The organism is Paraburkholderia sp. GAS42 (assembly GCF_050436565.1).
GTDB lineage: Bacteria > Pseudomonadota > Gammaproteobacteria > Burkholderiales > Burkholderiaceae > Paraburkholderia.
The window spans coordinates 316,003-338,407 of sequence record NZ_JBNDML010000003.1; the positions used below are offsets into that span (position 1 = coordinate 316,003).

Annotated in this window: 17 protein-coding genes; 12 read left to right on the plus strand and 5 right to left on the minus strand. The window is 63.2% G+C overall.

Translation table 11 applies throughout. The annotated features are described in order from the left end of the window. Positions 1-31: 31 nt before the first annotated feature. The 8 genes from hflX (at position 32) to P3T16_RS06410 (ending at position 9,473) form a co-directional block, all read left to right on the plus strand. On the plus strand, positions 32-1,246 hold the full coding sequence (gene hflX / locus P3T16_RS06375) for a GTPase HflX (RefSeq protein ID WP_429341598.1): 1,215 nt from the start codon (positions 32-34) through the stop codon (positions 1,244-1,246). A gap of 49 nt (positions 1,247-1,295) precedes the next feature. Next, positions 1,296-2,690 (plus strand): FtsH protease activity modulator HflK, encoded by a 1,395-nt coding sequence (gene hflK, locus P3T16_RS06380; protein ID WP_429257651.1) that lies wholly within the window; start codon positions 1,296-1,298, stop codon positions 2,688-2,690. A gap of 11 nt (positions 2,691-2,701) precedes the next feature. Continuing rightward, a complete protein-coding gene (gene hflC / locus P3T16_RS06385; protein WP_429341599.1) occupies positions 2,702-3,610 on the plus strand; it encodes a protease modulator HflC in 909 nt (302 codons plus the stop codon). Between the two features lie 46 nt (positions 3,611-3,656). Continuing rightward, positions 3,657-3,848, plus strand: coding sequence for a DUF2065 domain-containing protein (locus P3T16_RS06390; RefSeq protein ID WP_228977878.1), 192 nt, complete (start codon positions 3,657-3,659; stop codon positions 3,846-3,848). A 215-nt stretch (positions 3,849-4,063) separates the two neighbouring features. After that, entirely contained in the window at positions 4,064-5,215 is a 1,152-nt protein-coding gene (locus P3T16_RS06395) for an ATP phosphoribosyltransferase regulatory subunit (RefSeq protein WP_429257649.1), read from the plus strand. 146 nt (positions 5,216-5,361) lie between these two features. After that, a complete protein-coding gene (locus tag P3T16_RS06400) occupies positions 5,362-6,708 on the plus strand; it encodes an adenylosuccinate synthase (protein ID WP_429257648.1) in 1,347 nt (448 codons plus the stop codon). Between the two features lie 3 nt (positions 6,709-6,711). Beyond that, the gene (locus tag P3T16_RS06405) at positions 6,712-7,299 is read left to right on the plus strand and encodes a phosphoribosyltransferase (RefSeq protein WP_429341600.1); all 588 of its coding nucleotides are present in this window, start codon (positions 6,712-6,714) and stop codon (positions 7,297-7,299) included. Between the two features lie 287 nt (positions 7,300-7,586). Beyond that, positions 7,587-9,473 (plus strand): potassium transporter Kup, encoded by a 1,887-nt coding sequence (locus tag P3T16_RS06410; RefSeq protein ID WP_429257646.1) that lies wholly within the window; start codon positions 7,587-7,589, stop codon positions 9,471-9,473. Between the two features lie 143 nt (positions 9,474-9,616). Here the strand turns inward: P3T16_RS06410 and P3T16_RS06415 are convergent, their stop codons facing one another. Further along, positions 9,617-11,962 (minus strand): Tex family protein, encoded by a 2,346-nt coding sequence (locus P3T16_RS06415; RefSeq protein WP_429341601.1) that lies wholly within the window; start codon positions 11,960-11,962, stop codon positions 9,617-9,619. A gap of 306 nt (positions 11,963-12,268) precedes the next feature. Here P3T16_RS06415 and P3T16_RS06420 point away from each other — a divergent pair, with 306 nt between their 5' ends. The 3 genes from P3T16_RS06420 to P3T16_RS06430 all read left to right on the plus strand — a co-directional run bounded on the left by P3T16_RS06420 (position 12,269) and on the right by P3T16_RS06430 (position 15,898). Further along, positions 12,269-13,282 carry a hypothetical protein gene (locus tag P3T16_RS06420; protein ID WP_429341602.1) on the plus strand — a complete coding sequence of 338 codons (1,014 nt, stop codon included), beginning with the start codon at positions 12,269-12,271 and terminating at the stop codon, positions 13,280-13,282. 78 nt (positions 13,283-13,360) lie between these two features. Next, the gene (locus P3T16_RS06425) at positions 13,361-13,579 is read left to right on the plus strand and encodes a DUF465 domain-containing protein (RefSeq protein WP_429257643.1); all 219 of its coding nucleotides are present in this window, start codon (positions 13,361-13,363) and stop codon (positions 13,577-13,579) included. Between the two features lie 63 nt (positions 13,580-13,642). Further along, complete coding sequence (locus P3T16_RS06430; RefSeq protein ID WP_429341603.1) at positions 13,643-15,898, plus strand: ATP-dependent DNA helicase; 2,256 nt, start codon at positions 13,643-13,645, stop codon at positions 15,896-15,898. A 196-nt stretch (positions 15,899-16,094) separates the two neighbouring features. Here P3T16_RS06430 and P3T16_RS06435 read toward each other — a convergent pair whose 3' ends face one another. Both P3T16_RS06435 and P3T16_RS06440 read right to left on the minus strand, forming a co-directional pair. Further along, positions 16,095-16,376 (minus strand): hypothetical protein, encoded by a 282-nt coding sequence (locus P3T16_RS06435; protein ID WP_429257641.1) that lies wholly within the window; start codon positions 16,374-16,376, stop codon positions 16,095-16,097. Between the two features lie 229 nt (positions 16,377-16,605). Next, positions 16,606-17,835 (minus strand): JmjC domain-containing protein, encoded by a 1,230-nt coding sequence (locus P3T16_RS06440; RefSeq protein WP_429341604.1) that lies wholly within the window; start codon positions 17,833-17,835, stop codon positions 16,606-16,608. Positions 17,836-17,867: 32 nt separating this feature from the next. On the opposite strand from P3T16_RS06440, the gene P3T16_RS06445 reads away from it, so the two are divergent. Next, positions 17,868-18,410 (plus strand): FKBP-type peptidyl-prolyl cis-trans isomerase, encoded by a 543-nt coding sequence (locus P3T16_RS06445; RefSeq protein WP_429341605.1) that lies wholly within the window; start codon positions 17,868-17,870, stop codon positions 18,408-18,410. On the opposite strand, the gene P3T16_RS06450 is transcribed toward P3T16_RS06445, so the two are convergent. After that, entirely contained in the window at positions 18,390-19,694 is a 1,305-nt protein-coding gene (locus P3T16_RS06450; protein WP_429341606.1) for a hypothetical protein, read from the minus strand. The two genes, P3T16_RS06445 and P3T16_RS06450, sit on opposite strands and share 21 nt — an antisense overlap. Then, positions 19,681-22,350, minus strand: a complete 2,670-nt coding sequence (gene mutS, locus P3T16_RS06455) for a DNA mismatch repair protein MutS (RefSeq protein WP_429341607.1) — start codon at positions 22,348-22,350, stop codon at positions 19,681-19,683. The genes P3T16_RS06450 and mutS overlap by 14 nt, the downstream gene beginning before the upstream one ends. Between the last annotated feature and the right edge of the window lie 55 nt (positions 22,351-22,405).

Here is a 22,405-nt window from a genome sequence, read left to right on the forward strand (position 1 = left end):
CCCCTCGTCGCGGCCGGCGTAGCGTCGCCCGTTGGCGATCTCTCCCGGCCGCTTCATTTTGATACCCTCCAATTTGACCAACGCAGCGCTTGTCGGTATCGACTTCGGAAAGATCGATTTCGAAGCCAGTCTCGAAGAACTCAGTCTGCTCGTGCAAAGCGCGGGCGCGAATCCCTTGGTCACCCTCACCGGACGTCGGTCCGCCCCTGACGCGAAGATGTTTGTCGGCAGCGGCAAGGCCGAAGAACTGCGTCTTGCGTGTGAGGCGAATGACATCGAAATCGTCATCTTCAATCACGCCCTCGCACCTGCACAGCAGCGCAATCTGGAGCAGATGCTTAACAGGCGCGTGGTCGACCGGACGAGCCTGATCCTCGACATCTTCGCGCAACGCGCCCGCAGCCATGAAGGCAAGCTGCAGGTCGAACTCGCGCAACTGCAATATCTCGCGACGCGGCTGATCCGCGCGTGGACCCACCTCGAGCGTCAGAAAGGGGGTATTGGTCTGCGTGGTCCGGGTGAAACGCAGCTTGAAACCGACCGCCGGCTGATCGGTGAACGTATCAAGGCGCTCAAGTCGCGGCTCGAAAAGCTGCGTCGTCAGCATGGCACGCAGCGCCGGCAGCGCGAGCGTAATCGCACGATGTCGGTGTCGCTCGTCGGCTATACGAACGCGGGCAAGTCCACGCTCTTCAACGCGCTGACAAAGGCGCAGGCCTACGCGGCCGACCAGCTGTTCGCGACGCTCGATACCACTTCACGCCGTGTGTATCTGGGCGACGAAGTCGGTCAGGTGGTGGTGTCGGATACGGTTGGATTCATCCGCGAACTGCCTCACCAGCTGGTGGCCGCTTTTCGCGCGACGCTCGAAGAAACCATTCACGCCGATCTGCTGCTGCATGTCGTCGATGCGTCGAGCGCCGTGCGGCTCGACCAGATCGACCAGGTGAACGTCGTGCTGCACGAGATCGGCGCGGACGCGATCCGGCAGGTGCTGGTCTTCAACAAGATCGACGCCGTGCCTGAGCTGGCGGCCCGCGGCGACACGGTCGAGCGGGATGAGTATGGTAATATTTCGCGCGTCTTTTTGAGCGCGCGCACAGGGCAGGGGCTGGACACACTGCGCGCTGCCATCGCTGAAATCGCGACCGCCGAATATCTTTCCGACGTAGAGCGTCCATTGCCGGAAGAAGACCGGCGAGCGGCACCAACCGACGACCGCAAGGTCCCAGAACTCGGGCACTGACCCGTTCCAATTGCATTGACCGGCTGTCTACTCTGGTGAACGAACACAGGTGAACGATTACAACGAGCGTAGTACCTGGCTGCGCCTGCGCGCCATTTTCTCGATGAACGATCCGCGCTGGGGCCGGGGAGACGGCAATGGCGACAAGCAACGTCCCAACGAGCCGAAGCGTCCACCGAACGGCAAGGACGGCGAAAGCCCACCTGATCTCGACGAGATGTGGCGTGAATTCAACCGGCGCCTGTCGGGCGTGTTCGGCCGCAAAGGCAAGGGCACGGGCGGTAGCGAACGTCGGCCGGATAACGGCCGTGGCGCACGCATCGGCGTGGGCATCGTCATCGGCGTGCTGATCGCGATCTGGCTCGGCAGCGGCGTATTCGTCGTGCAGGACGGCCAGGCTGGCGTCGTGTCGCAGTTCGGCGAGTATCGCTACACGGCGGGTCAGGGCGCTCACTGGCGCCTGCCGTATCCGTTCGAATCCCATGAGATGGTCAACGTCGGCCAGGCGCGGTCGGTCGAAATCGGCCGCAATAACGTTGTGCGTACGCCCAACGTGAAGGATGCGTCGATGCTGACGCATGACGGCGATATCGTCGACGTGCGTTTCTCGGTGCAATACCAGGTGAGGAAGCCGACCGACTATCTGTTCCGCAGCGTCGATCCCGATCAGACCGTGACGCAGGCCGCACAGGCCGCGGTGCGCGAACTGGTCGGCGCCCGCAGCACGGACGACATCCTCTATCAGGATCGCGAAGCAATCCGTCTGCAACTCACCGATTCCATCCAGCGCTCGCTCGACGAATTCCACACGGGTCTTGCCGTCACTGGCGTGACGATCCAGGGCGTGGCGCCGCCGGAGCAGGTTCAATCCGCGTTCGACGATGCCGCGAAGGCGCGTCAGGATCGCGAGCGTGTGAAAGCCGACGCGCAGACTTATGCAAACAATCTGTTGCCGCGTGCCCAGGCCGACGCGGCCCGCATGATCGATGACGCGAAAACCTATAGCGACCGTGTCGTCGCGCAGGCGGAAGGTGACGCCGAGCGCTTCAAGCAGGTCTACGCGCAGTACTCGAAGGCGCCCGCGGTGATCCGCGAGCGCATGTACCTGGACACCATGCAGCACATCTACTCGAATACGACGAAGGTTTTCGTCGACAGCAAGTCGGCGAATAACGTGCTGTATCTGCCGCTCGACAAGCTCGTCGAACAGACCCGTCAGCGGGCCGCTGACGCGACAGCGGGCGGTGCGCAGTCCGGTTCCGGCGCATCGTCAGCTACGCCGCAGGGCGCCAGCGGCGCAGCCGCGGCGACTGTTGCTCCGATCCCGGCCTCCGGCGCCGCAGCCGCTCCGGCGAGCGGCGCAAGCCAGGCCGCCGCAGCCAGCGACGCATTCCGTTCGCGCGATTCGTTCCGTAGTCGCGGTCGCGACGACGAACTGCAATAAGGAGCGCGAACATGAACCGAATCATTGCGCTCGTCGTTGCAGTTGTGATCGTGTTGTTTGCCGCTTCGTCGATGGTCTATGTCGTCGATCAGCGTCATATGGCTGTCGTGTCCGCACATGGCGATACCGCGCCCGTGCTCGTCGGTCCCGGCCTGCATGTGAAGCTTCCGCCGCCGTTGCAGACGGCGACGCTGGTCGACACGCGCATCCAGTCCGTCGATGCACCGGATGCCGATCGCTACGTGACGTCGGACAAGATCGACATCCTCGTGAACCCCGTGATCCGCTATCGCGTGGCCGATCCGCTCAGGCTCTTCGCCGACACCAGGGGTGACGCGCAGGGTCTGCCGGAACGGCTGGCGACGATGTCGCGCGACGCGCTCGGCGGTGTCTTCGCGAAGTACACGCTGGCCGATGCGCTCGCGAAGCAGCAGGACATCGCCACCCAGGCACGTACAGCCATGCAGAAGGCCGCGGCTCCGCTCGGCATCGACGTGATCGACGTGCAGATGACGCGCGTCGACTTCCCGGCGGCCATGACGGATTCCGTCTACAAGCGCATGACTGCCGCGCGCGAGCAGGTCGCGAACGAAGAACGCGCGAAGGGCGCGGCCGAAGCCGACCAGATCAAGGCAGACGCAGCCCGACAGCAGCAGGGCCTTGTCGCGGATGCCTACAAGGAAGCGCAGACGATCAAGGGCGAGGGCGATGGCAAGGCTGCGTCGATTGCCGCTGACGCGTTTGGTCGCGACCCGCAGTTCTATGAGTTTTACCAGAGCATGCAGGCGTACCGGAACAGCTTCAAGCCGAACGACGTGATCGTGGTCGATCCAGGCAGCGAGTTCTTCCGCTTCATGCGCAGCCCGACGGGCGGCACGTCGCCGGACGCCGCTGCTGCTGCGCCCGCCCGCAAACACTGATTACCGGAGCGCCGCGCGCGTCTCGCGCCGCGGCGCCGTCATTCGAATGGATATAGCCGGCTCGTTATTGCTCGCGATCGCCCTGATGCTGATCATCGAGGGCATGTTTCCCTTTGTGTTCCCGAGCGCCTGGCGCGACACGTTTCGTAGAATTGCGGAGCGCCCGGTGCATCAGGTGCGCATCGGCGGCCTGATCGTGATGGTGCTCGGGCTTGTTCTGTTGCTGATTGCGACGTGATTGCGACGTGATCGCAGCACAAGGTTTCGACTACGGATACGACGTGGTCGCGAACCGGGTGCACACTGGGCGCGATGCGATCGCAACCTGAGCAGGAACCCCGGCGCCGTGGCCCGCAGATCGCGGAAATCCGGCCTGGCGGACACGCTTTCCGCCATTCACCGTCATATACCGGCGCGCCCAGGCGCCGTGTTCAACGTCGTAGGACTGTATCGATGTCGACCTGGTTACTTCCCGAGAATATTGCCGACGTGCTGCCGTCGGAGGCCCGCAAGATCGAAGAATTGCGCCGCCGGTTGCTGGACCGTTTTCGTGCGTATGGTTACGAAATGGTCATGCCGCCGATGCTCGAGTATCTCGAGTCGCTGCTGACGAGCGGTGGCAGCGACCTGAACCTGCGAACGTTCAAGCTCGTCGACCAGATGTCGGGTCGTACGCTTGGACTGCGCGCAGACATCACGCCTCAGGTTGCGCGTATCGACGCGCATCTGCTGAACCGTCAGGGCGTGACGCGCCTGTGCTACGCCGGCAACGTGCTGCATACGCGTCCCCGTGGCCTGCACGCGACGCGTGAACAGATCCAGATCGGCGGGGAAATTTACGGCCACGCCGGCCTCGAAGCGGATCTGGAAATCCAGCAACTGATGCTCGACGCGCTGCACCTCGCGGGTCTCACGAAGGTGCGACTCGATCTGTGCCACGCGGGCGTGCTCTCTGCGTTGATCGCGAACGAACCGAGCGCAGTCGCGCAGGGTGAAGCGCTGTACGAAGCGCTCGCGGGCAAGGACGTGCCGCGTCTGGACGAACTGACGGCGAACCTGACGCCCGCAACGCGCGACGCATTGCGCGTCCTGCCGACGCTCTACGGCGACGCCTCGGTGCTGACCGAAGCGCGCGCGCGTCTGCCCGACACACCGGAAATCGCCCGCGCGCTGGACGACCTGGCGTTCCTCGCCGCGCAGGTCGACGGCGCGGAAGTAATGATCGATCTGGCCGACCTGCGCGGCTACGCGTACCACAGCGGCGTGATGTTCTCGGCGTACGTGGACGGTGTGCCGAACGCGGTGGCGCGCGGCGGCCGTTACGACAAGGTCGGTGAAGCGTACGGTCGTGCGCGGTCCGCGACGGGCTTTTCGCTCGATCTGCGTGAAGTGGCGCGGATTTCGCCCGTCGAGGCGCGCAGCAGTGCGATCCTCGCGCCGTGGCAGCACGACGAAGCGTTGCGGACGAGCGTCGCTGCGCTGCGCGACGCCGGTGAAGTGGTGATCCAGGCGCTGCCTGGCCACGATCACGATCTCGATGAGTTCGCGTGCGATCGCGTGCTGGTCGAACGCAACGGTGCGTGGGTCGTCGAAACACGTTCCTGAGCGCCGGAAAAGCAGGGCGCGGCATGCCGTCGTGCCTTATTCAAAACACCCAGAATAACGTCCACACCATTGAGCGGAAACGGAAAAAATCCGGAACCTTCCGCGAATATCGGTAGAATACGTTTTTAACCAGCTTACGAAACAACATGTCTGCCAGCGCAGTGAATGTGAACCCCGGGCGTAACGTCGTCGTCGTGGGAACCCAGTGGGGTGATGAGGGCAAGGGCAAGATCGTCGACTGGCTGACGGACCACGCTCAAGGCGTCGTTCGCTTCCAGGGCGGTCACAATGCCGGTCACACGCTCATCATCGGCGGCAAGAAAACCATCTTGCGTCTGATTCCGTCGGGCATCATGCATCCCGGCGTCGCGTGCTACATCGGTAATGGCGTCGTGTTGTCGCCGGAAGCGCTGTTCAAGGAAATCGGCGAACTCGAGGCCGCTGGCGTCGACGTTCAAAAGCGCCTGTTCATTTCCGAAGCCACCACCCTGATCCTGCCGTATCACATCGCCATCGACCAGGCGCGCGAAGCGCGTCGCGGCGCGAGCAAGATCGGCACGACCGGTCGCGGCATCGGCCCGGCCTATGAAGACAAGGTCGCGCGCCGCGGTCTGCGCGTGCAGGACCTCTTCGAACCGGAAGCCTTCGCTGAACGCCTGCGCGAAAACCTCGATTTCCACAACTTCGTGCTGACGCAGTACCTCGGCGCGGCTGCGGTCGATTTCCAGCAGACGCTGGACATGATGCTGAGCTATGCCGACCGTCTGAAGCCGATGGTGACGGACGTATCGCGTCGTCTGTACGACGAAAATCACGCTGGCCACAACCTGCTGTTCGAAGGTGCGCAAGGTACGCTGCTCGACATCGATCACGGCACCTATCCGTTCGTCACGTCGAGCAACTGCGTGGCCGGTGCGGCCACGGCGGGCGCAGGTGTCGGCCCGCAAAAGCTGAACTACATTCTCGGCATCACGAAGGCGTATTGCACGCGCGTCGGTTCGGGCCCGTTCCCGAGCGAACTTTACGACGCCGACAACGCCAACCGTCAGGAACAGATCGGTTTGACGCTGGCCACGGTCGGCAAGGAATTTGGTTCGGTCACGGGTCGTCCGCGTCGTACCGGCTGGCTCGACGCTGCTGCACTGCGTCGCTCGATCCAGATCAACGGCGTATCGGGCCTCTGCATCACGAAGCTCGACGTGCTCGACGGTCTCGACGAAGTCAAACTCTGCGTCGGCTACAAGCTCGACGGCAAGGACGCTGACATCCTGCCGCGTGGCGCATCGGAAGTCGCGCGTTGCGAGCCGGTGTACGAAACGTTCGGCGGCTGGAAGGAAAGCACCATCGGCATCACCGACTGGAACAAGCTGCCTGCCAACGCGCAAGCGTATCTCACGCGTGTGCAGGAAGTGGCCGGCGTGCCGATCGACATGGTGTCCACGGGCCCGGACCGTGACGAAACCATTCTCCTTCGTCATCCGTTCAAGGTTTAAGTCATGACGCAGGGTGTGCCCATGATTGCGATGAAAGATCCGCGCAACGACGAAAAGAATCTTTGGGTCGGCTGGGACGAGTATCACCGGCTCATCGAGCTGCTGGCGCTCGCTGTGCATGAGTCCGGCTGGAAGTTCGACAAGATTCTGTGTCTTGCGCGCGGTGGTCTGCGCGTTGGCGACCAGCTGTCGCGTATTTACGATCTGCCGCTCGCGATTCTCGCGACAAGTTCGTATCGCGAAGCCGCTGGCACCGAGCAGGGCGAGCTGGATATCGCGCAATACATTACGATGACGCGGGGCGAACTGTCGGGCAACGTGCTGCTGGTCGACGATCTGGTCGACTCCGGCGTGACGCTCGCACGCGTGCAGCAGCATCTGAAGGAACGTTACCCGGCCATCTCCGCGGTACGTTCGGCGGTGCTCTGGTACAAGGGCTGCTCGAAGGTGACGCCGGATTATCACGTGCAGTACCTGCCCACCAATCCGTGGATCCATCAACCGTTTGAGGAGTGGGATACGGTTCGTCCGCATAATCTCGGCGCCTGGATCAAGCGCGGAACCGCGCAGGATGCGGGGTCGAGGGCATGATGACAATGCGTGCGATCACTGCATGGTGTGTCGCATAAAAAACGGAGCCTGCAAGGGCTCCGTTTTTTTTGCGCGGCCGAGGCCTGCGGCGATGATCCGTCGTCATTGTGCGGCGACGTGCGCGACGTGCCCGAAAGTCATTCAGGTACGACAGACGCGCCTTTAGGGCGATGCTACACTGCGCGGACGGTCCTCGTGGCGTATCCGCAACATGCCGGCCGGTCGGTCTCGACGGCCAGTTTAGAATAGCGCTCGCTTTTCCGATCAGGAACGGATTTTCCGCGTTTATGACAAATACCAACCACGGGAGCAGGCAGCCTTTGCCTTCTCTCGCTATCGCTGCGATCGGTGTGGTCTTCGGCGACATCGGCACGAGCCCGTTGTATTCGCTCAAGGAAGCGTTCTCCCCGTCACATGGGATTCCGCTCACCGACGCGTCCATTCTTGGCGTCATCTCACTGCTGTTCTGGGCGATTGTGATCGTCGTCGGCATCAAGTACGTGCTGTTTGTGATGCGCGCCGACAATAACGGTGAGGGCGGTGTGCTGGCCCTGATGGCGCTCTCGTTAAGATCGTTCGATCACACGAGCAGGGCGGCCGGCATGCTGATGATGCTGGGCATCTTCGGCGCGTGCATGTTCTACGGCGACGCGGTGATCACACCGGCGATCTCGGTGATGTCAGCGGTCGAAGGCCTGCAGATCGCGGCACCGAAGCTGTCGCATCTCGTGATGCCGCTCACGATCGCCATCCTCATCCTGCTGTTCTGGATCCAGCGGCACGGCACAGCCCTCGTCGGGCGTCTGTTCGGACCGATCATGGTGCTGTGGTTTGTGACGATCGCGGTGCTTGGTCTGATGCACATCGTGCAGTCGCCGGGCGTTATCGCGGCGCTCAATCCGTATTACGCGGTCTCGTTCATGTCGGCGCACGTGCTGCAGGCGTATGTCGTGCTCGGCTCGGTCGTGCTGGTGCTGACCGGCGCGGAAGCGCTCTATGCCGACATGGGCCACTTCGGCGCGCAGCCGATCCGCGTGGCCTGGTATGTGCTCGTGATGCCGTCGCTCGTGCTGAACTATTTCGGCCAGGGCGCGCTGCTGATGCACGATCCGAAAGCGATCGAAAACCCGTTCTTCCTGCTTGCGCCCGACTGGGCCCTGTTGCCGCTCGTGATCCTTTCGACGGTCGCCACTGTCATTGCCTCGCAGGCCGTGATTTCGGGCGCGTACTCGCTGACGAGCCAGGCGATCCAGCTCGGCTACGTGCCACGCATGAAGATCCTGCATACGTCGGAACTGGCGATTGGCCAGATCTACGTGCCGGTCGTGAACTGGATGCTGCTGTTCATCATCCTGTGCATCGTGATCAGCTTCAAGAGTTCGGACAACCTTGCGGCCGCGTACGGTATCGCAGTGACGGCGACGATGGTCATCACGACCGTGCTCGCGTGCGTCGTGATGGTGAAGGTGTGGAACTGGAACAGGCTGCTGGTCGCGTTGATCATCGGTGTCTTCATGACCGTCGATCTCGGTTTCTTCGGCGCGAATCTGCTGAAGGTCGAGGAGGGTGGCTGGCTGCCGCTCTGCATCGGCGCGCTGCTGTTCTTCCTGCTGATGACGTGGTTCAAGGGCCGCATGATCGTCAAGGAGCGCACTGCCGCCGACGGTATTCCGTTAATGCCGTTCCTGCAGGGTCTGCTCGCGCATCCGCCGCATCGCGTGTCGGGCACGGCGATCTATCTGACGGGTAGCGACACGCTCGTGCCGGTGAGTCTGCTGCACAACCTGAAGCACAACAAGGTGCTGCACGAGCGCACGATTTTCCTGACCTTCGTGACGCGCGACATTCCGTACGTGAATGACGAGGAGCGCGTGACTGTGAAGGATCTCGACGGTGGCCTGTATCTCGTGAAGGCCGCGTACGGCTTCAACGAAACGCCGGACGTGAAGGCCGTGCTGCTCGACGTCGGCCGCACACACGACATGACGTTCGAGATGATGGACACGTCGTTCTTCCTCGCACGGGAAACGGTCGTGCCGACGCAGTTGCCGGGCATGTCTGTATGGCGCGAGCGTGTATTCGCGTGGATGCATCAGAACGCGGCCAAGCCGACCGACTTCTTCAGCATTCCGGCGAATCGTGTTGTCGAGCTCGGGACGAAGATCGAGATCTGAGCACGGCTTGATCGCCGTGCGGTCGCTTCGCTGCTGGGAAAGCGGGCGCGCAAAAAAGCCCACGCACTGCGTGGGCTTTTTTTATTTCGCGGCAACGGCGACGCGTGTTGCCGTTATCGTGCCTCGTGCCCAGCGTCCGGGCATCAACGCTTCAGCTTCGCGAACGCAGCGGCCATTGCGCCGGCCGGTTCCGCATCGCGCGCGCGTTGCTGTTGTTGTCCACGTCCGCCGCCGGTGCCGCCCGGACGACCCGTACCGCGATCCTGCTGGCCGCCGCTACGCGGTGCGGAGCTGGCCGCGAAGTCGTCGTCGAGACGCATCGTCAGCGAGATACGCTGGCGCTTCACGTCGACTTCCTGCACCTTCACCTTCACGACCTGGCCGGCCTTGACGACTTCGTGCGGATCCTTGATGAACTTCGTCGACATCGCCGACACGTGCACGAGGCCGTCCTGATGCACGCCGATATCGATGAACGCACCGAACGCCGCGACGTTCGTCACGACGCCTTCGAGCACCATGCCCGGCACGAGGTCGGAGACCTTCTCGACGCCATCGCGGAATGTCGCCGTCTTGAACTCGGGACGCGGATCGCGGCCCGGCTTTTCAAGCTCGGAGAGGATGTCGCGCACGGTCGGAAGACCAAAGCGATCGTCGACGAATTCAGTCGGCGAAAGGCCCGACAGCGCTTCGCGATTGCCGAGCACGTCGCCGACGTGTTTGCTGATCTTCGCGAGCATCCGTTCGACGAGCGGATACGCTTCCGGATGCACAGACGAGCGGTCGAGCGGATTCTCGCCGCCGTTGATACGCAGAAAGCCCGCGGCCTGTTCGAACGTCTTGTCGCCGAGACGCGGCACCTTGCGCAGGTGTTCGCGCGACGGGAACGGACCATTCGTATCGCGATAGTCGACGATGTTGCGCGCGAGCGTCGCGTTCAACCCCGACACGCGCGCGAGCAGTGCGACCGAAGCAGTATTCGCATCGACCCCCACGGCGTTCACGCAATCCTCGACGACTGCATCGAGCGAACGCGCGAGTTCGCGCTGGTTCACGTCGTGCTGATACTGACCGACGCCGATGGCCTTCGGTTCGATCTTCACGAGCTCCGCGAGCGGATCCTGCAGACGTCGCGCGATCGACACCGCGCCGCGCAGCGACACGTCCATGTCCGGGAATTCCTTCGCCGCGAGTTCGGACGCCGAATACACCGAAGCACCCGCTTCCGACACCACGATCTTCTGCAACTTGAATTCCGGGTGACGCGAGATCAGTTCGCTCGCGAGCTTGTCCGTTTCGCGCGACGCCGTGCCGTTGCCGATGCTGATCAGTTCGGCCTGCGTCTGCGCGCAGATGCGCGCGAGCTTTGCGAGCGAGCCGTCCCAGTCGCGACGCGGCTCGTGCGGGTAGATCGTGTCGGTCGCGAGCACCTTGCCGGTACGATCGACCACCGCGACCTTCACGCCCGTGCGCAGACCCGGATCGAGGCCGATCACAGCCTTCGGGCCGGCCGGTGCGGCCAGCAGCAGATCTTTCAGGTTGCGTGCGAACACGCGAATGGCTTCGTGCTCGGCTCCGTCGCGCAGATTCGTCAGCAGTTCGTTTTCGATGTGCGGCTGTACCTTTACGCGCCAGCACCAGCGGCACACATCGGCGAGCCATTTGTCGGCTGCGCGGTTCTGGTTCGCGATACCGAAGTGACGCGCGATCATCGCTTCGCCGGGATGCGGCACCTGCGCGTCGAGTTCTTCGCCGAGACCCAGCTTGATCATCAGCACGCCGGCGTTGCGGCCGCGGAAGAGCGCGAGCGCGCGATGCGACGGCACCGTGCGGATCGTTTCCGAATAGTCGTAGTAATCGCGGAATTTCTCTTCTTCCGCGTTCTCCTTGCCCTCGACGACCTTCGACGACACCACGCCCTGATTGAACAGGTAATCGCGCAGCTTGCCGAGCACTTCAGCGGTTTCGCCGAACTGTTCCGAGAGGATGTCGCGCGCGCCGTCGAGCGCGGCCTTCACGTCGGCGACGCCCTTTTCGGCATCGACGTACGCAGCGGCTTCGGCTTGCGGATCGAGCGTCGGATCGGCGAGCAGCGCCTGCGCGAGCGGCTCGAGGCCGGCTTCGCGGGCGATCTGCGCGCGCGTGCGGCGCTTCGGCTTGTAGGGCAGATACAGGTCTTCGAGCACCTGCTTGCTGTCGGCGGCTTCGATCGCGGTGCGCAGCTCGTCGGTGAGCTTGCCCTGTTCGTCGATGCTGGCGATGATCGTCGCGCGCCGCTCTTCGAGTTCGCGCAGATACAGGAGCCGTTCTTCGAGGTTACGCAGCTGCGTATCGTCGAGATTGCCAGTCACTTCCTTCCGGTAACGAGCGATAAACGGAACAGTCGATCCTTCATCGAGAAGTTGCACCGCGGCCGCGACCTGGCGTGGCTGGACGGCGAGTTCGGTGGCGATGCGCTGTACGATCTTGAGTGCTACGGTTTCCGTCATAAGGTGTGCGTGTTCCTGCGGGTTTCGATCAGGGCCGCCTGAAGTGCCGCGTCGGGCGGACCCGCGGCGACCGGTTGCTGACGCGGGGCATTTTGCCATAAATGCCCGAGCGCTCAGGCGTGGGGTGATAGAATTTCGGGCATGTTCCGTTGCCCATCTACGACGTTGCCGACCTCCCGTTTCCCGTTTGTTGTGCCTCGCGACCCGCGCGTTCGTGCGCCGGTTGGCCCGTTTCCGGGTCTGTCTAGCGGTCGTTTTTCTGGTCCGTCTGGCGATAGACACGCCGGCCGGCATTCCGGTTCGTCCTTGAATTCGCGTCCGGGTTCGCTTTCGGCTTCATGGTCGGGCGCGCTCGGCGCCTGTGCTGCTGCCGTCGCGTTTGTCGCCGCGTTTGCCGTCGCCGTGCCGGCGTATGCGCAGAATGCGCCCACAGCGCCGGCCCGTGCTGATGCAGCGTCGGGTGCTTCGGGAGCGCGGGCCGTGTCGTCGACAGCGCCGGACGTCAGCGGCAACGATTTCGAAGCGCGTCAGAAGGTCCTCAATAGTCGTTCCGACGAGAACAACTACAAGTACGCGGTTGCGCAGCACAACTGCTATAGCACGTTCTTTGTGAATCACTGTCTCGGCAAGGCGCGCGACGCGATGCGCGAAGTCGCGGCGGATATCCGCAAGCAGCAGCTCGCGCTCGATGACGAACAGCGCGTCGAACGCGCGCGCGTACGCGACGAGCAGGCCGCGATCAAGCGCGCGCAGGACGAAGCGGAAGCGCCGCAGCGCGCCGCGGACGAAGCCCGCAACGCCCAGGCATTCGACGACAAGCAGCGCCAGCACGCCGTCGATCAGGCGCAGCGCAATGCCGAAGCGCCGCAACGTGCCGCGAACGAGCAGGCGTTCCAGGCAAAGCAGCAGCAACACGCGATCGATCAGGCGCAGCGCAACGCAGAAGCGCCGCAACGCGCCGCGAACGCAAAGGCGTATCAGGGCAAGCAGCAACAGCACGCGATCGATCAGGCGCAGCGGGGTACCGCCGGGGCGAACGCGGCGACCGATGCGGCGGCGAACCAGAAGGCTTACGATTCGAAGCAGTCCGATTACCAGCGCAAGCTCGACGAGGCGCGTCAGCAGGGTGCCCAGAAGGCGCAGGAGCGGACCGAGAACCAGCAGCGTTACAACCAGAAGCAGATCGACGCCGCGCAGCACAAGGCGGACGTCGAGGCCCGCCAGAAGCAGGCCGCCGAGAAAGCGCAGCAAAAGGCACAGCAGGAACAGCAGGATCAGTTGAAGCAGCAGTTGCAGCAACAGCAGCAACAGAACCAGTAACGCGTTTTAAGCCGGACAGCAACCTCAGGCGCAGTGGCTGCACGAGGCAGCCCTCGCCACTTCGGAGGAGGGGCGAGCATGCGCGATCATCAGCACGTCATCAACGCGAATACGCTTCGCGACCGCATTCTGCAGCTGGAATCGGAGCACAGTGGTCTTGATCGCCTGATCGACAGGGTGTCGGAGGATCCCGGCATCGACGACTTCGAGATAAAACGCCTGAAAAAGCGCAAGCTCAAGGTCAAAGACACCATCATTCTGCTGCAGTTGCAGCTGGAACCGGACGCGCGCGCGTGAGATCGCGACCTGGCAGGCGCCGGGTCGCCCCGCGCGCACCGGATTTTGCAGGAATCGCTTGCCTTGAATTCACCGTCTGTTTCTTCATCCCGTCCGCCTGCGGGCGACGACGCATCCGCGCCGCGCGATAAGCGCGCTGCAGACGGCGCCGTTGCGGCTGCGCTGACCCCGAAGCGCGTCACCCAGCTCGACGACATCTTCGCCGCTGACGGCCTGCTCGCGCGGCAGATCGACGGCTATCGTTCGCGTGCCTCGCAGATCGAGATGGCGCGTGCCGTCGCGGCCGCGATGGAAGCCTCGGGCAAGGCGCTCCCCGAACCCGCGATGTTCGAGGCGCAGAAGCGTCCCGCGCGGCGTCTGCAGGGCACTGCTTCGACTGCAGATACGTCAGCCGCTGTGGATGCGTCGAAATCGCCGGACGCGGACAGTGCGACCGATGGCAGCGAGAACACGTTGATCGTCGAAGCGGGCACGGGTACCGGCAAGACCTACGCGTACCTCGTGCCTGCGATGCTGTGGGGCGGCAAGGTCATCGTCTCGACCGGCACGAAGCACCTGCAGGACCAGCTGTTCCAGCGCGACATCCCGACCGTGCGCGACGCGCTCGCGGTGCCTGTGTCGGTCGCGATGCTGAAGGGTCGCGCGAACTACCTGTGCCACTACTACCTGCAACGTACGGCCGACAACGGCCGTCTGCCTTCGCGGCAGGAAACGTCGTATCTGCAGGACATCGTCCGGTTCGCGAAGATCACGCGCACCGGTGACAAAGCCGAACTCGCGAGCGTGCCGGAAACAGCGCAGGTGTGGTCGATGGTGACGTCGACGCGCGAAAACTGTCTTGGTCAGGAGTGTCCGCACTACAAGGACTGTTTTGTGATGCAGGCGCGTCGCGAGGCGCAGCAGGCCGATATCGTCGTCGTGAATCACCATCTGTTCTTCGCGGACATCATGTTGCGCGACACCGGCATGGCCGAACTGCTGCCGACGGCGAACACGATCATCTTCGACGAGGCGCATCAGCTGCCCGAAACGGCAACGCTGTTCTTCGGCGAGACGTTATCGACCGCGCAGTTCCTCGAACTCGCGCGCGATTCCGTGGCCGAAGGTCTCGGCCATGCGCGCGACGCCGTCGAATGGGTAAAGCTCGGCGGCGCGCTCGAACGCGCGGCGCGCGATGTGCGTCTCGCGTTCAGGGAAGACTCGGTGCGGATGTCGATCGGACAACTGCCCGACGATCATCCGCTTTTCGCCGCGCTCGAAGCACTCGAAACCGAACTCGACGCGCTGGCGACAGCGCTCGCGGGTCATGCGGAACGGGCCGAATCGATTGGTGCGTGTCTGCGTCGCGCGCGCGAGCTTCAGGGCATACTCGCCGGCTGGACAACGCCGCCGACCGAAGTCGAACGCGAAGCGGCCAGCGACGACAAGTCGAAAGACGCAACCGATCCGAACGAAAAAGTCCGCTGGATCGAGGTGTTCTCGCACACGGTGCAGTTGCACGAAACGCCGTTGTCGGTTGCGCCGATTTTTGCGAAGCAGCGCGCCGGTGTGCCGCGCGCCTGGATCTTCACATCGGCGACGTTGTCGGTGCGCGGCGACTTCACGCACTACGCTGCGCAGATGGGTCTCAACGCGCGCCGTTCGATGACGTTGCCGAGCCCGTTCGATTACGCGACGCAAGGTCTGTTGTATGTGCCGCGCAATCTGCCGCAGCCTTCTTCGCCCGCTTTCACCGATGCCGTCTTCGATGCCGCGTTGCCTGCGATCGAAGCCTCCGGCGGCGGCGTGTTCATGCTGTGCACGACATTGCGCGCAGTCGATCGCATCGCCACAAAACTGCGTGACACGATCGAATCGCGCGGCTGGAACTATCCGCTGCTAGTGCAGGGCGATGCGAGCCGTACGGAATTGCTGGAGCGCTTCCGTTCGTATGGCAACGCGATACTCGTGGGCAGCCAGAGCTTCTGGGAAGGCGTGGACGTGCGAGGCGATGCGCTGTCGCTGGTAGTCATCGACAAACTGCCATTCGCGCCACCGGATGACCCTGTGCTGTCGGCGCGTCTTGATGCGTTGACGAAGAAAGGACTGAGTCCGTTTGCGGTTCACCAGTTGCCTCAGGCGGTGATCACGCTGAAGCAGGGCGCGGGACGTCTGATTCGCGCGGAAACCGATCGTGGCGTGCTGATGATCTGCGACACACGACTGGTCGACAAACCGTACGGCCGGCGCATCTGGCAGAGCCTGCCGCCGTTCAAACGCACGCGCGAGATTGAAGTCGTACGCGAGTTTTTCGCGGAAGAGGTTTCTCCGTCGAACTGATGCGCGACGCATGAGTGCGGGGCGCGTTCGAGTGACGCGTCTTTTCGATCGGCAAACCATGCGATGGATTGCAAAAGCGGGTCCACCAAAGCAAAACGCCACGGATGTGAATCCGTGGCGTTTTGCTTTACCGCGCGGGAAGTCGGGTAGACCTCCCGATGCGGTATTCGCCCAGAGGCGAACCCTTCACTACAGCTTACTGGCTTGCGCCCGAAGCCGGAGCAGCTGCCGAAGCAGCAGCGCCTGCGTCCGAAGCAGCAGCGCCTGCATCCGATGCAGCCGTCGAAGCCGAAGCAGCAGCGTCGCTCGCAGCAGCAGCAGCACCCGAAGCAGCAGCGCCTGCGTCCGAAGCTGCAGCGGCCGGAGCCGAAGCAGCAGCAGCGTCGCTAGCCGGGGCAGCTGCCTGATCGCTGCTCTTGTTGCATGCAGCCAGTGCCACAGCTGCCAACAGGGATGCTACGAGGAGGGATTTCTTCATGATCACGTCCTTTTATGGTTAAAGGTAAGCAACAGCGCAAAATATTACCGGTAATGTGCTCCAACACCAACCTGGGCCGCTGGTGGAGACGCACTTCATGAGCGTGAATCTTCCCTACGGCTTGGGCGGAAATTATATGCACTTTCGTATCGACCGTCGATAAATCCGGGGTCAATACGTTGTCTTTCTCATACAAATTTTATCGGTACGGTATTACACGTAGACGGACCTAGGCAAGCTCGCCTACCTGTATCCAGCCCGCACAATACCACTCGTGTAGCAGTGCTGTCACCGACGAATCGTCGGAGAGTGTTACAAAGCGTTTCGCACTCATGAAACGTGTGTCTGCGAGTTCAATCAGCCACTTTTTGACGCCTGCAAGCCTGTTTTCTTCCCCATTCAGGAAGTAAAAACGGGCGTCATACAACAGGATCGACTTGCGATCGAGCCGGATGCCACTTTTCGATGCACGCTCGATAAATCGCGTCTCTGTCAATGGCCGCGCGGGTGGATCGAATGCGACGTTCGGTTTCGGCTCGCTCAGATAAGTACCGAGGAAGGTGGAGATGTCACGCTCATTCCATGACACTTCTGCAAGGATCGCGCCAACCCGTTCGACGAGCGCCGCCGGCAATTCGGCAGGATGGACGACGGCGGGCTGTTTCGGATCGCGATAGAGCTCGCGGGCAGCATCCTCTGCCTCGCCACGTTCGGCCAGATGGTAAAGAAACTGGCCCGTCAGCTCCTGCGTGGACGGCGCCCGAAAGCCGATCGAGCAGGTCATGCATTCGCCTTCCGCGATACCGTCGTGAGCGATGTGCGGAGGCAGGTACAGCATGTCGCCGGGCTCCAGCACCCATTCCTCTTCGGGTTCGAAGTGCTGTAATACTTTCAGCGGCAATCCCGGACGCAGCGACAGGTCGCGCTGCGCGCCGAACCGCCAGCGGCGCTTGCCGTGAACCTGCAACAGGAAAACGTCGTAGGAATCGAAATGAGCGCCGACGCCGCCGCCATCTGTGGCGTACGAGATCATCAGGTCATCGAGGCGCGCGTCCGGTACGAAGCGGAACCGGTCGAGCAGCGCGCGGGCACGGTCGTCGTGCAGGTCGACGCCCTGCACGAGCAGCGTCCACGCGCGTTGTTTGACGGGCGGCAGTTCGTCGGGCGCGAACGGACCGTGCTCGAGTTGCCACCTGTTGCGAAAGTGCGTGATCAGGCGCGCTTCGACGTCGTCCTGATCGGCGAGTTCGAACAGCGCGTCGCGCGAAAGCGGTGGCTCGATATCCGGAATGGCCTGACGGATCAGCAGGGGCTTCTTCTGCCAGTACCGGCGCATGAATTGCGACGGCGTGAGATTGCCGAGGAGCGGCGTTGGCGTGTCGGGCAGGGGCGGCAGAACCGGTGAAAGGTTCCGGCCCGAAGCCGTGCCTGGCGGGTGGTCAAGGGGCCGCTTGGGCATCGTATAATGTGAGTTGTATTCTGGAGAATCGAATGAAAATCGCAAAGAACACCGTCGTGTCGGTCGCTTACAAGCTGTCGGATGCGCAGGGCAATCTGATTGAGGAAAGCGACGAGCCGATGGTCTATCTGCACGGCGGCTATGATGGCACGTTCCCCAAGATCGAGGAAGCGCTCGATAGCCATGAGGCGGGCTTCGAAACCCAGGTTCAGCTCGAGCCGGTGGACGCGTTCGGCGAGTACGATCCCGATCTCGTGAAGATCGAGCCGCGTGATCGCTTTCCCGAGCCGCTCGAAGTCGGCATGCAGTTCGAAGGCACGCCGGAAGAGGGCGACGAAGATCTCGATTCGCTGATCTACACCGTGACGGACGTGGCCGGAGACAAGGTCGTGCTCGACGGCAACCATCCGCTCGCCGGCATGGCGCTGCGCTTTGCACTGACCGTCAAGGAAGTGCGTGAAGCCACCGAGGACGAAATCCAGCACGAGCACGCGCACGGCGCGGACGGCCTCGAAGTCCTTGACGAGGACGATGACGACGAAGAAGAAGGCAAATCAGGGCCCACGCTGCACTGAGCCTGCAGGTGCGCCGGGGGAAGCGGGCAGATTGTTCGGGCTGCCAGGGTTAGCCGGGCTTCCTGCTGGATTGCCTGCTGGATTACCCACGGGGTTGCCCATATTTCCCCCGCTGCCGGGCGCTGGTATCGGCATCGCCGGCGGCAGGTCGGGCTCAGGCGGCAGTGATGGAATCTCCGGCATCGATGGCGCCGGCTCCTCATGTACATTCGACGGTGCCACGGACGGCAGCGGCATGTTCTTCGGCACGTCTCGCACGCTCACACGGAACGGCGGTCGCCGCGCCGTGTCAGCATCGATTTCAATCCACTGATTCAACCGGTCTCGCGGCGCGAAGGCGATGCGGGTGAGATTCGTCACCTGCACGCCCTTGTCGTTGCGCAAAGGTTGATCGATCTGGAATCCGGCAGGCACGCTCTCGTCATCGTGATGAATGACGAGAACCGGGCCGCGGAATGTCTGCGCCAGTTTCACGAGGCTGCGTTTGAGTTCGAGATAGCCGTCGCGACGCTGGTTACGCGTGAAGCGCAGCCATGCGAAGCGGTCGGGGCGCTCGTAACGTTCGGGATCCGGATCGCCCTGGATGAAAACAACAATCGCGCGCGCGTCGCGCCGCTTCGCAAATTCGGCCGCATGTTCGAGCCAGAATGCATTGGCAATCACACGGTCTTCGAATTCGCCATTACGGCCGCCTGCGTTCAGATAGTGGTTGTTCGGCGACGGCACGTTGAGCGCGAGAAACACCGTATCTTCCACCTGCCAGCGCACGTTCTCCCGATACGGACGAAAGCGCGAGACCTCGCTTTCGCGCGTGAGCGGAATCGGGTTCTGGCCCATCGACGACGCGTCTGCGAACAAGGTCTGCCGTAGCAGATCCAGCCGTTCGACGGGATCGTAGCCGCCGGCCTGCGCCGTGCCGCAGTTGGCCCAGTCGTGCTGGCCGGCGACGAACACGAGCGCCGGACGCGCCGCTTCGAGCAATGTGTGCCGCCGCTCGTAGAGCGAATCGCTGCACGTTTCCTTTGCGCCTTTCAGATTGCCGTCATAGACGACGAACGACACGCCGCTGTCGCGGCCGATGGCGTCCAGCAGACGCTGCGTCGGGGCCTCATCGGCCGGGCTCTCCAGCGTCCCGCTGACAACCGCGAAGGCATAGCGTGAGCCCGCCGCATGCGCGGCTGCTGGCAGGGCGCAGAAGATCACGCTGCATGCCAGCGCGATGGCTAGCGCCGCGCGGGCATCGCGCGGGAAGGGCCGATGCCACGTACGCTCAACGGTCTGCATCCGGCGCGTCGGCCAGGTGTTGCAGTTCGTAGAGCAGCTGCAGCGCGTCGCGCGCACTCAGTCCGTCCACGTCGATCGAGCGGAGTTTTTCGATTGCGGCGTGCGTGGGCGGAGCGTGCTCGACGTCCGGCTCGTCTTCCGCATCCTCCAGCAGCAGAGGCGCGGCGAAGAGATCGAGTTGCGGCGTGCCCTGGGCCACCGACTGCTGCTCCAGATGCGCCAGATGCCTGCGTGCCGCGCGGATCACGGCCGACGGCACGCCGGCCAGTTGCGCGACCTGCAGGCCGTAGCTCTGGTTGGCGGGACCTTCCTCGACCGCATGCAGGAACACGATGCCGTGCCCGTGTTCCACCGCCGAAAGATGTACGTTCGCCGCCTGCGGGAACTCGGCGGGCAGTTGCGTGAGTTCGAAGTAGTGGGTCGCGAAGAGCGTGTGGCAACCATTGTGCGCGAGCAGGTGCCGCGCGATGGCCCATGCGAGCGCGAGGCCGTCGAAGGTCGATGTGCCGCGCCCGATTTCATCCATCAGCACGAGACTTTGCGGTGTCGCGTCGTTCAGGATCGCGGCTGCTTCTGTCATTTCGACCATGAACGTCGAACGGCCGCCCGCGAGGTCGTCGGCTGCGCCAATACGCGTGAAGATGCGGTCGATCGGACCGAATCGCGCGCGCCGCGCCGGCACATAGCTGCCGACATAAGCCATCAGCGCGATGAGCGCAGTCTGACGCATGAACGTCGATTTACCGCCCATGTTCGGGCCGGTGATCAGCAGCAGCTTGCGCTCGTGTGACAACGTGCAGTCGTTGGCGATGAACTGCTCGACCTGCGCCTCGACCACCGGATGGCGACCTTGCTCGATTTCGATGCCCGCGCCTTCGGAGAAGGTCGGTGCAACCCAGTCAAGCGCGCGTGCGCGTTCCGCAAATGCGGCAAGCAGATCCAGCTCCGCCAGTGCAGAGGCGACGCGCTGGCAATCCGCGATAAACGGCAGCAGCGACTGGAGCAGCGCGTCATACAGCGACTTTTCGCGCGCGAGCGCACGTTCCTGTGCGGACAACGCCTTGTCTTCGAACGTCTTCAGTTCGGGCGTGATGTAGCGCTCGGCGTTCTTCAGTGTCTGGCGGCGGCGATAGTCGTCGGGCACCTTGTCCGTCTGGCCGCGCGTGACTTCGATATAGAAGCCATGAACCTTGTTGTACTCGACGCGCAGGTTCGCAATACCGGTACGCGCGCGTTCCCGCGTTTCAAGGTCGATCAGGAACTGGCCGCAGTTCTCGGAGATGTCACGTAACTCGTCGAGATCCGCATCGTAGCCGCGTGCGATCACACCGCCATCGCGCACCATCGCGGCCGGCTCGGGCGCGACCGCACGCGTCAACAGTTCGACGCAATCCATGGGTGGCTCGAGCGACAGGTCAATGTGCGCGAGCGAATCCGAGGCGGCAGCCAGCGGCGCGATCTGCCTGCGCAATTCTGGCAGGGCAATAAACGTGTCACGCAGGCTCGACAGATCGCGTGGACGCGCCGACAGCAACGCCAGACGCCCCGTGATCCGTTCGATATCGGAAATCTGCCGCAGCGCCGTGCGGAGTGAGTCGAGACTCGCGCCGGCAGGCGCGTCGAGCAGCGCGCCGATGGCCTGCTGGCGCGCCTGGGCAATCGCGGCATCACGCGGCGGATGATGCAGCCAGTGACGCAGCAGCCGGCTACCCATCGTCGTGCAGCACGTATCGAGCAGCGAACATAGCGTCGGCGACTCGGTGCCGCGCAGCGTTTCAGTCAGTTCGAGGTTGCGTCGCGTGGCCGGATCGAGACCAATATATTCCGACTCGGATTCGACCTTCAGACTGCGCACGTGACGCAACTGCTGACCCTGGGTCGCCGCCGCGTAAAGCAGCAGCGCGCCAGCCGCGCCGCACGCGCTTGCAAGTGAATGCGCGCCGAAGCCGTCGAGGCTCGCGACGTTCAACTGATCGCACAGACGCTGCGTGCCCGACGATACGTCGAAATGCCACGCAGGCACGCGCGTGACGGCGCCCGAGCCGGGCGCAGGAGAAACGCCGTTCACGTCCGCCGGCGTATCGGCCACGAGAATCTCCGCGGGGCGGATGCGCTCCAGCGCGGCCGCCACCTGATCGGGCGCGACTTCGGCCAGGCGCAACGCGCCGCTCGCCAGATTCAGCCACGCAAGCCCCACACTCGTCGCGATGCCGCGACGGTTATGTCCGACACACATCGCGAGCAGATACACGTCGCTCTTGTCTGACAGCAGCGCGGCATCGGTCAGCGTGCCGGGCGTCACGACGCGCATGACCTTGCGTTCGACCGGACCCTTCGACGTGGCCGGATCGCCGATCTGTTCGCAGATCGCCACCGATTCGCCGATCTTCACGAGCTTCGCCAGATACTGCTCGACGGCGTGATGTGGCACGCCCGCCATCTTGATCGGATTACCCGCCGACGCGCCACGCTGTGTCAGCGTGAGGTCGAGCAGACGCGCGGCCTTTTCCGCGTCTTCGAAAAAGAGCTCATAGAAGTCGCCCATCCGGTAGAACACAAGCGTGCCCGGATGTTCGCTTTTGATGCGCAGATATTGCTGCATCATGGGCGTGTGTTGTGCGGCGGTGTCGTTGGGAGTTGCGATTGGAGTGCCCATCCTGATGTCGTGCCTTGGTGTTCAGGGCGTGAGTTTAACCCGCCTGCGTCGCGTG

Bases quoted from the DNA above. Each gene is read 5' to 3' on its own strand.
- P3T16_RS06435 (WP_429257641.1), bottom strand. From the start codon at position 16,376: ATGAAGAAATCCCTCCTCGTAGCATCCCTGTTGGCAGCTGTGGCACTG.
- P3T16_RS06450 (WP_429341606.1), bottom strand. From the start codon at position 19,694: ATGCAGACCGTTGAGCGTACGTGGCATCGGCCCTTCCCGCGCGATGCC.
- P3T16_RS06400 (WP_429257648.1), top strand. From the start codon at position 5,362: ATGTCTGCCAGCGCAGTGAATGTGAACCCCGGGCGTAACGTCGTCGTC.
- P3T16_RS06395 (WP_429257649.1), top strand. From the start codon at position 4,064: ATGTCGACCTGGTTACTTCCCGAGAATATTGCCGACGTGCTGCCGTCG.
- P3T16_RS06415 (WP_429341601.1), bottom strand. From the start codon at position 11,962: ATGACGGAAACCGTAGCACTCAAGATCGTACAGCGCATCGCCACCGAA.
- P3T16_RS06425 (WP_429257643.1), top strand. From the start codon at position 13,361: ATGCGCGATCATCAGCACGTCATCAACGCGAATACGCTTCGCGACCGC.
- hflC (WP_429341599.1), top strand. From the start codon at position 2,702: ATGAACCGAATCATTGCGCTCGTCGTTGCAGTTGTGATCGTGTTGTTT.
- mutS (WP_429341607.1), bottom strand. From the start codon at position 22,350: ATGGGCACTCCAATCGCAACTCCCAACGACACCGCCGCACAACACACG.
- P3T16_RS06445 (WP_429341605.1), top strand. From the start codon at position 17,868: ATGAAAATCGCAAAGAACACCGTCGTGTCGGTCGCTTACAAGCTGTCG.
- P3T16_RS06410 (WP_429257646.1), top strand. From the start codon at position 7,587: ATGACAAATACCAACCACGGGAGCAGGCAGCCTTTGCCTTCTCTCGCT.
- P3T16_RS06440 (WP_429341604.1), bottom strand. From the start codon at position 17,835: ATGCCCAAGCGGCCCCTTGACCACCCGCCAGGCACGGCTTCGGGCCGG.
- P3T16_RS06390 (WP_228977878.1), top strand. From the start codon at position 3,657: ATGGATATAGCCGGCTCGTTATTGCTCGCGATCGCCCTGATGCTGATC.
- P3T16_RS06405 (WP_429341600.1), top strand. From the start codon at position 6,712: ATGACGCAGGGTGTGCCCATGATTGCGATGAAAGATCCGCGCAACGAC.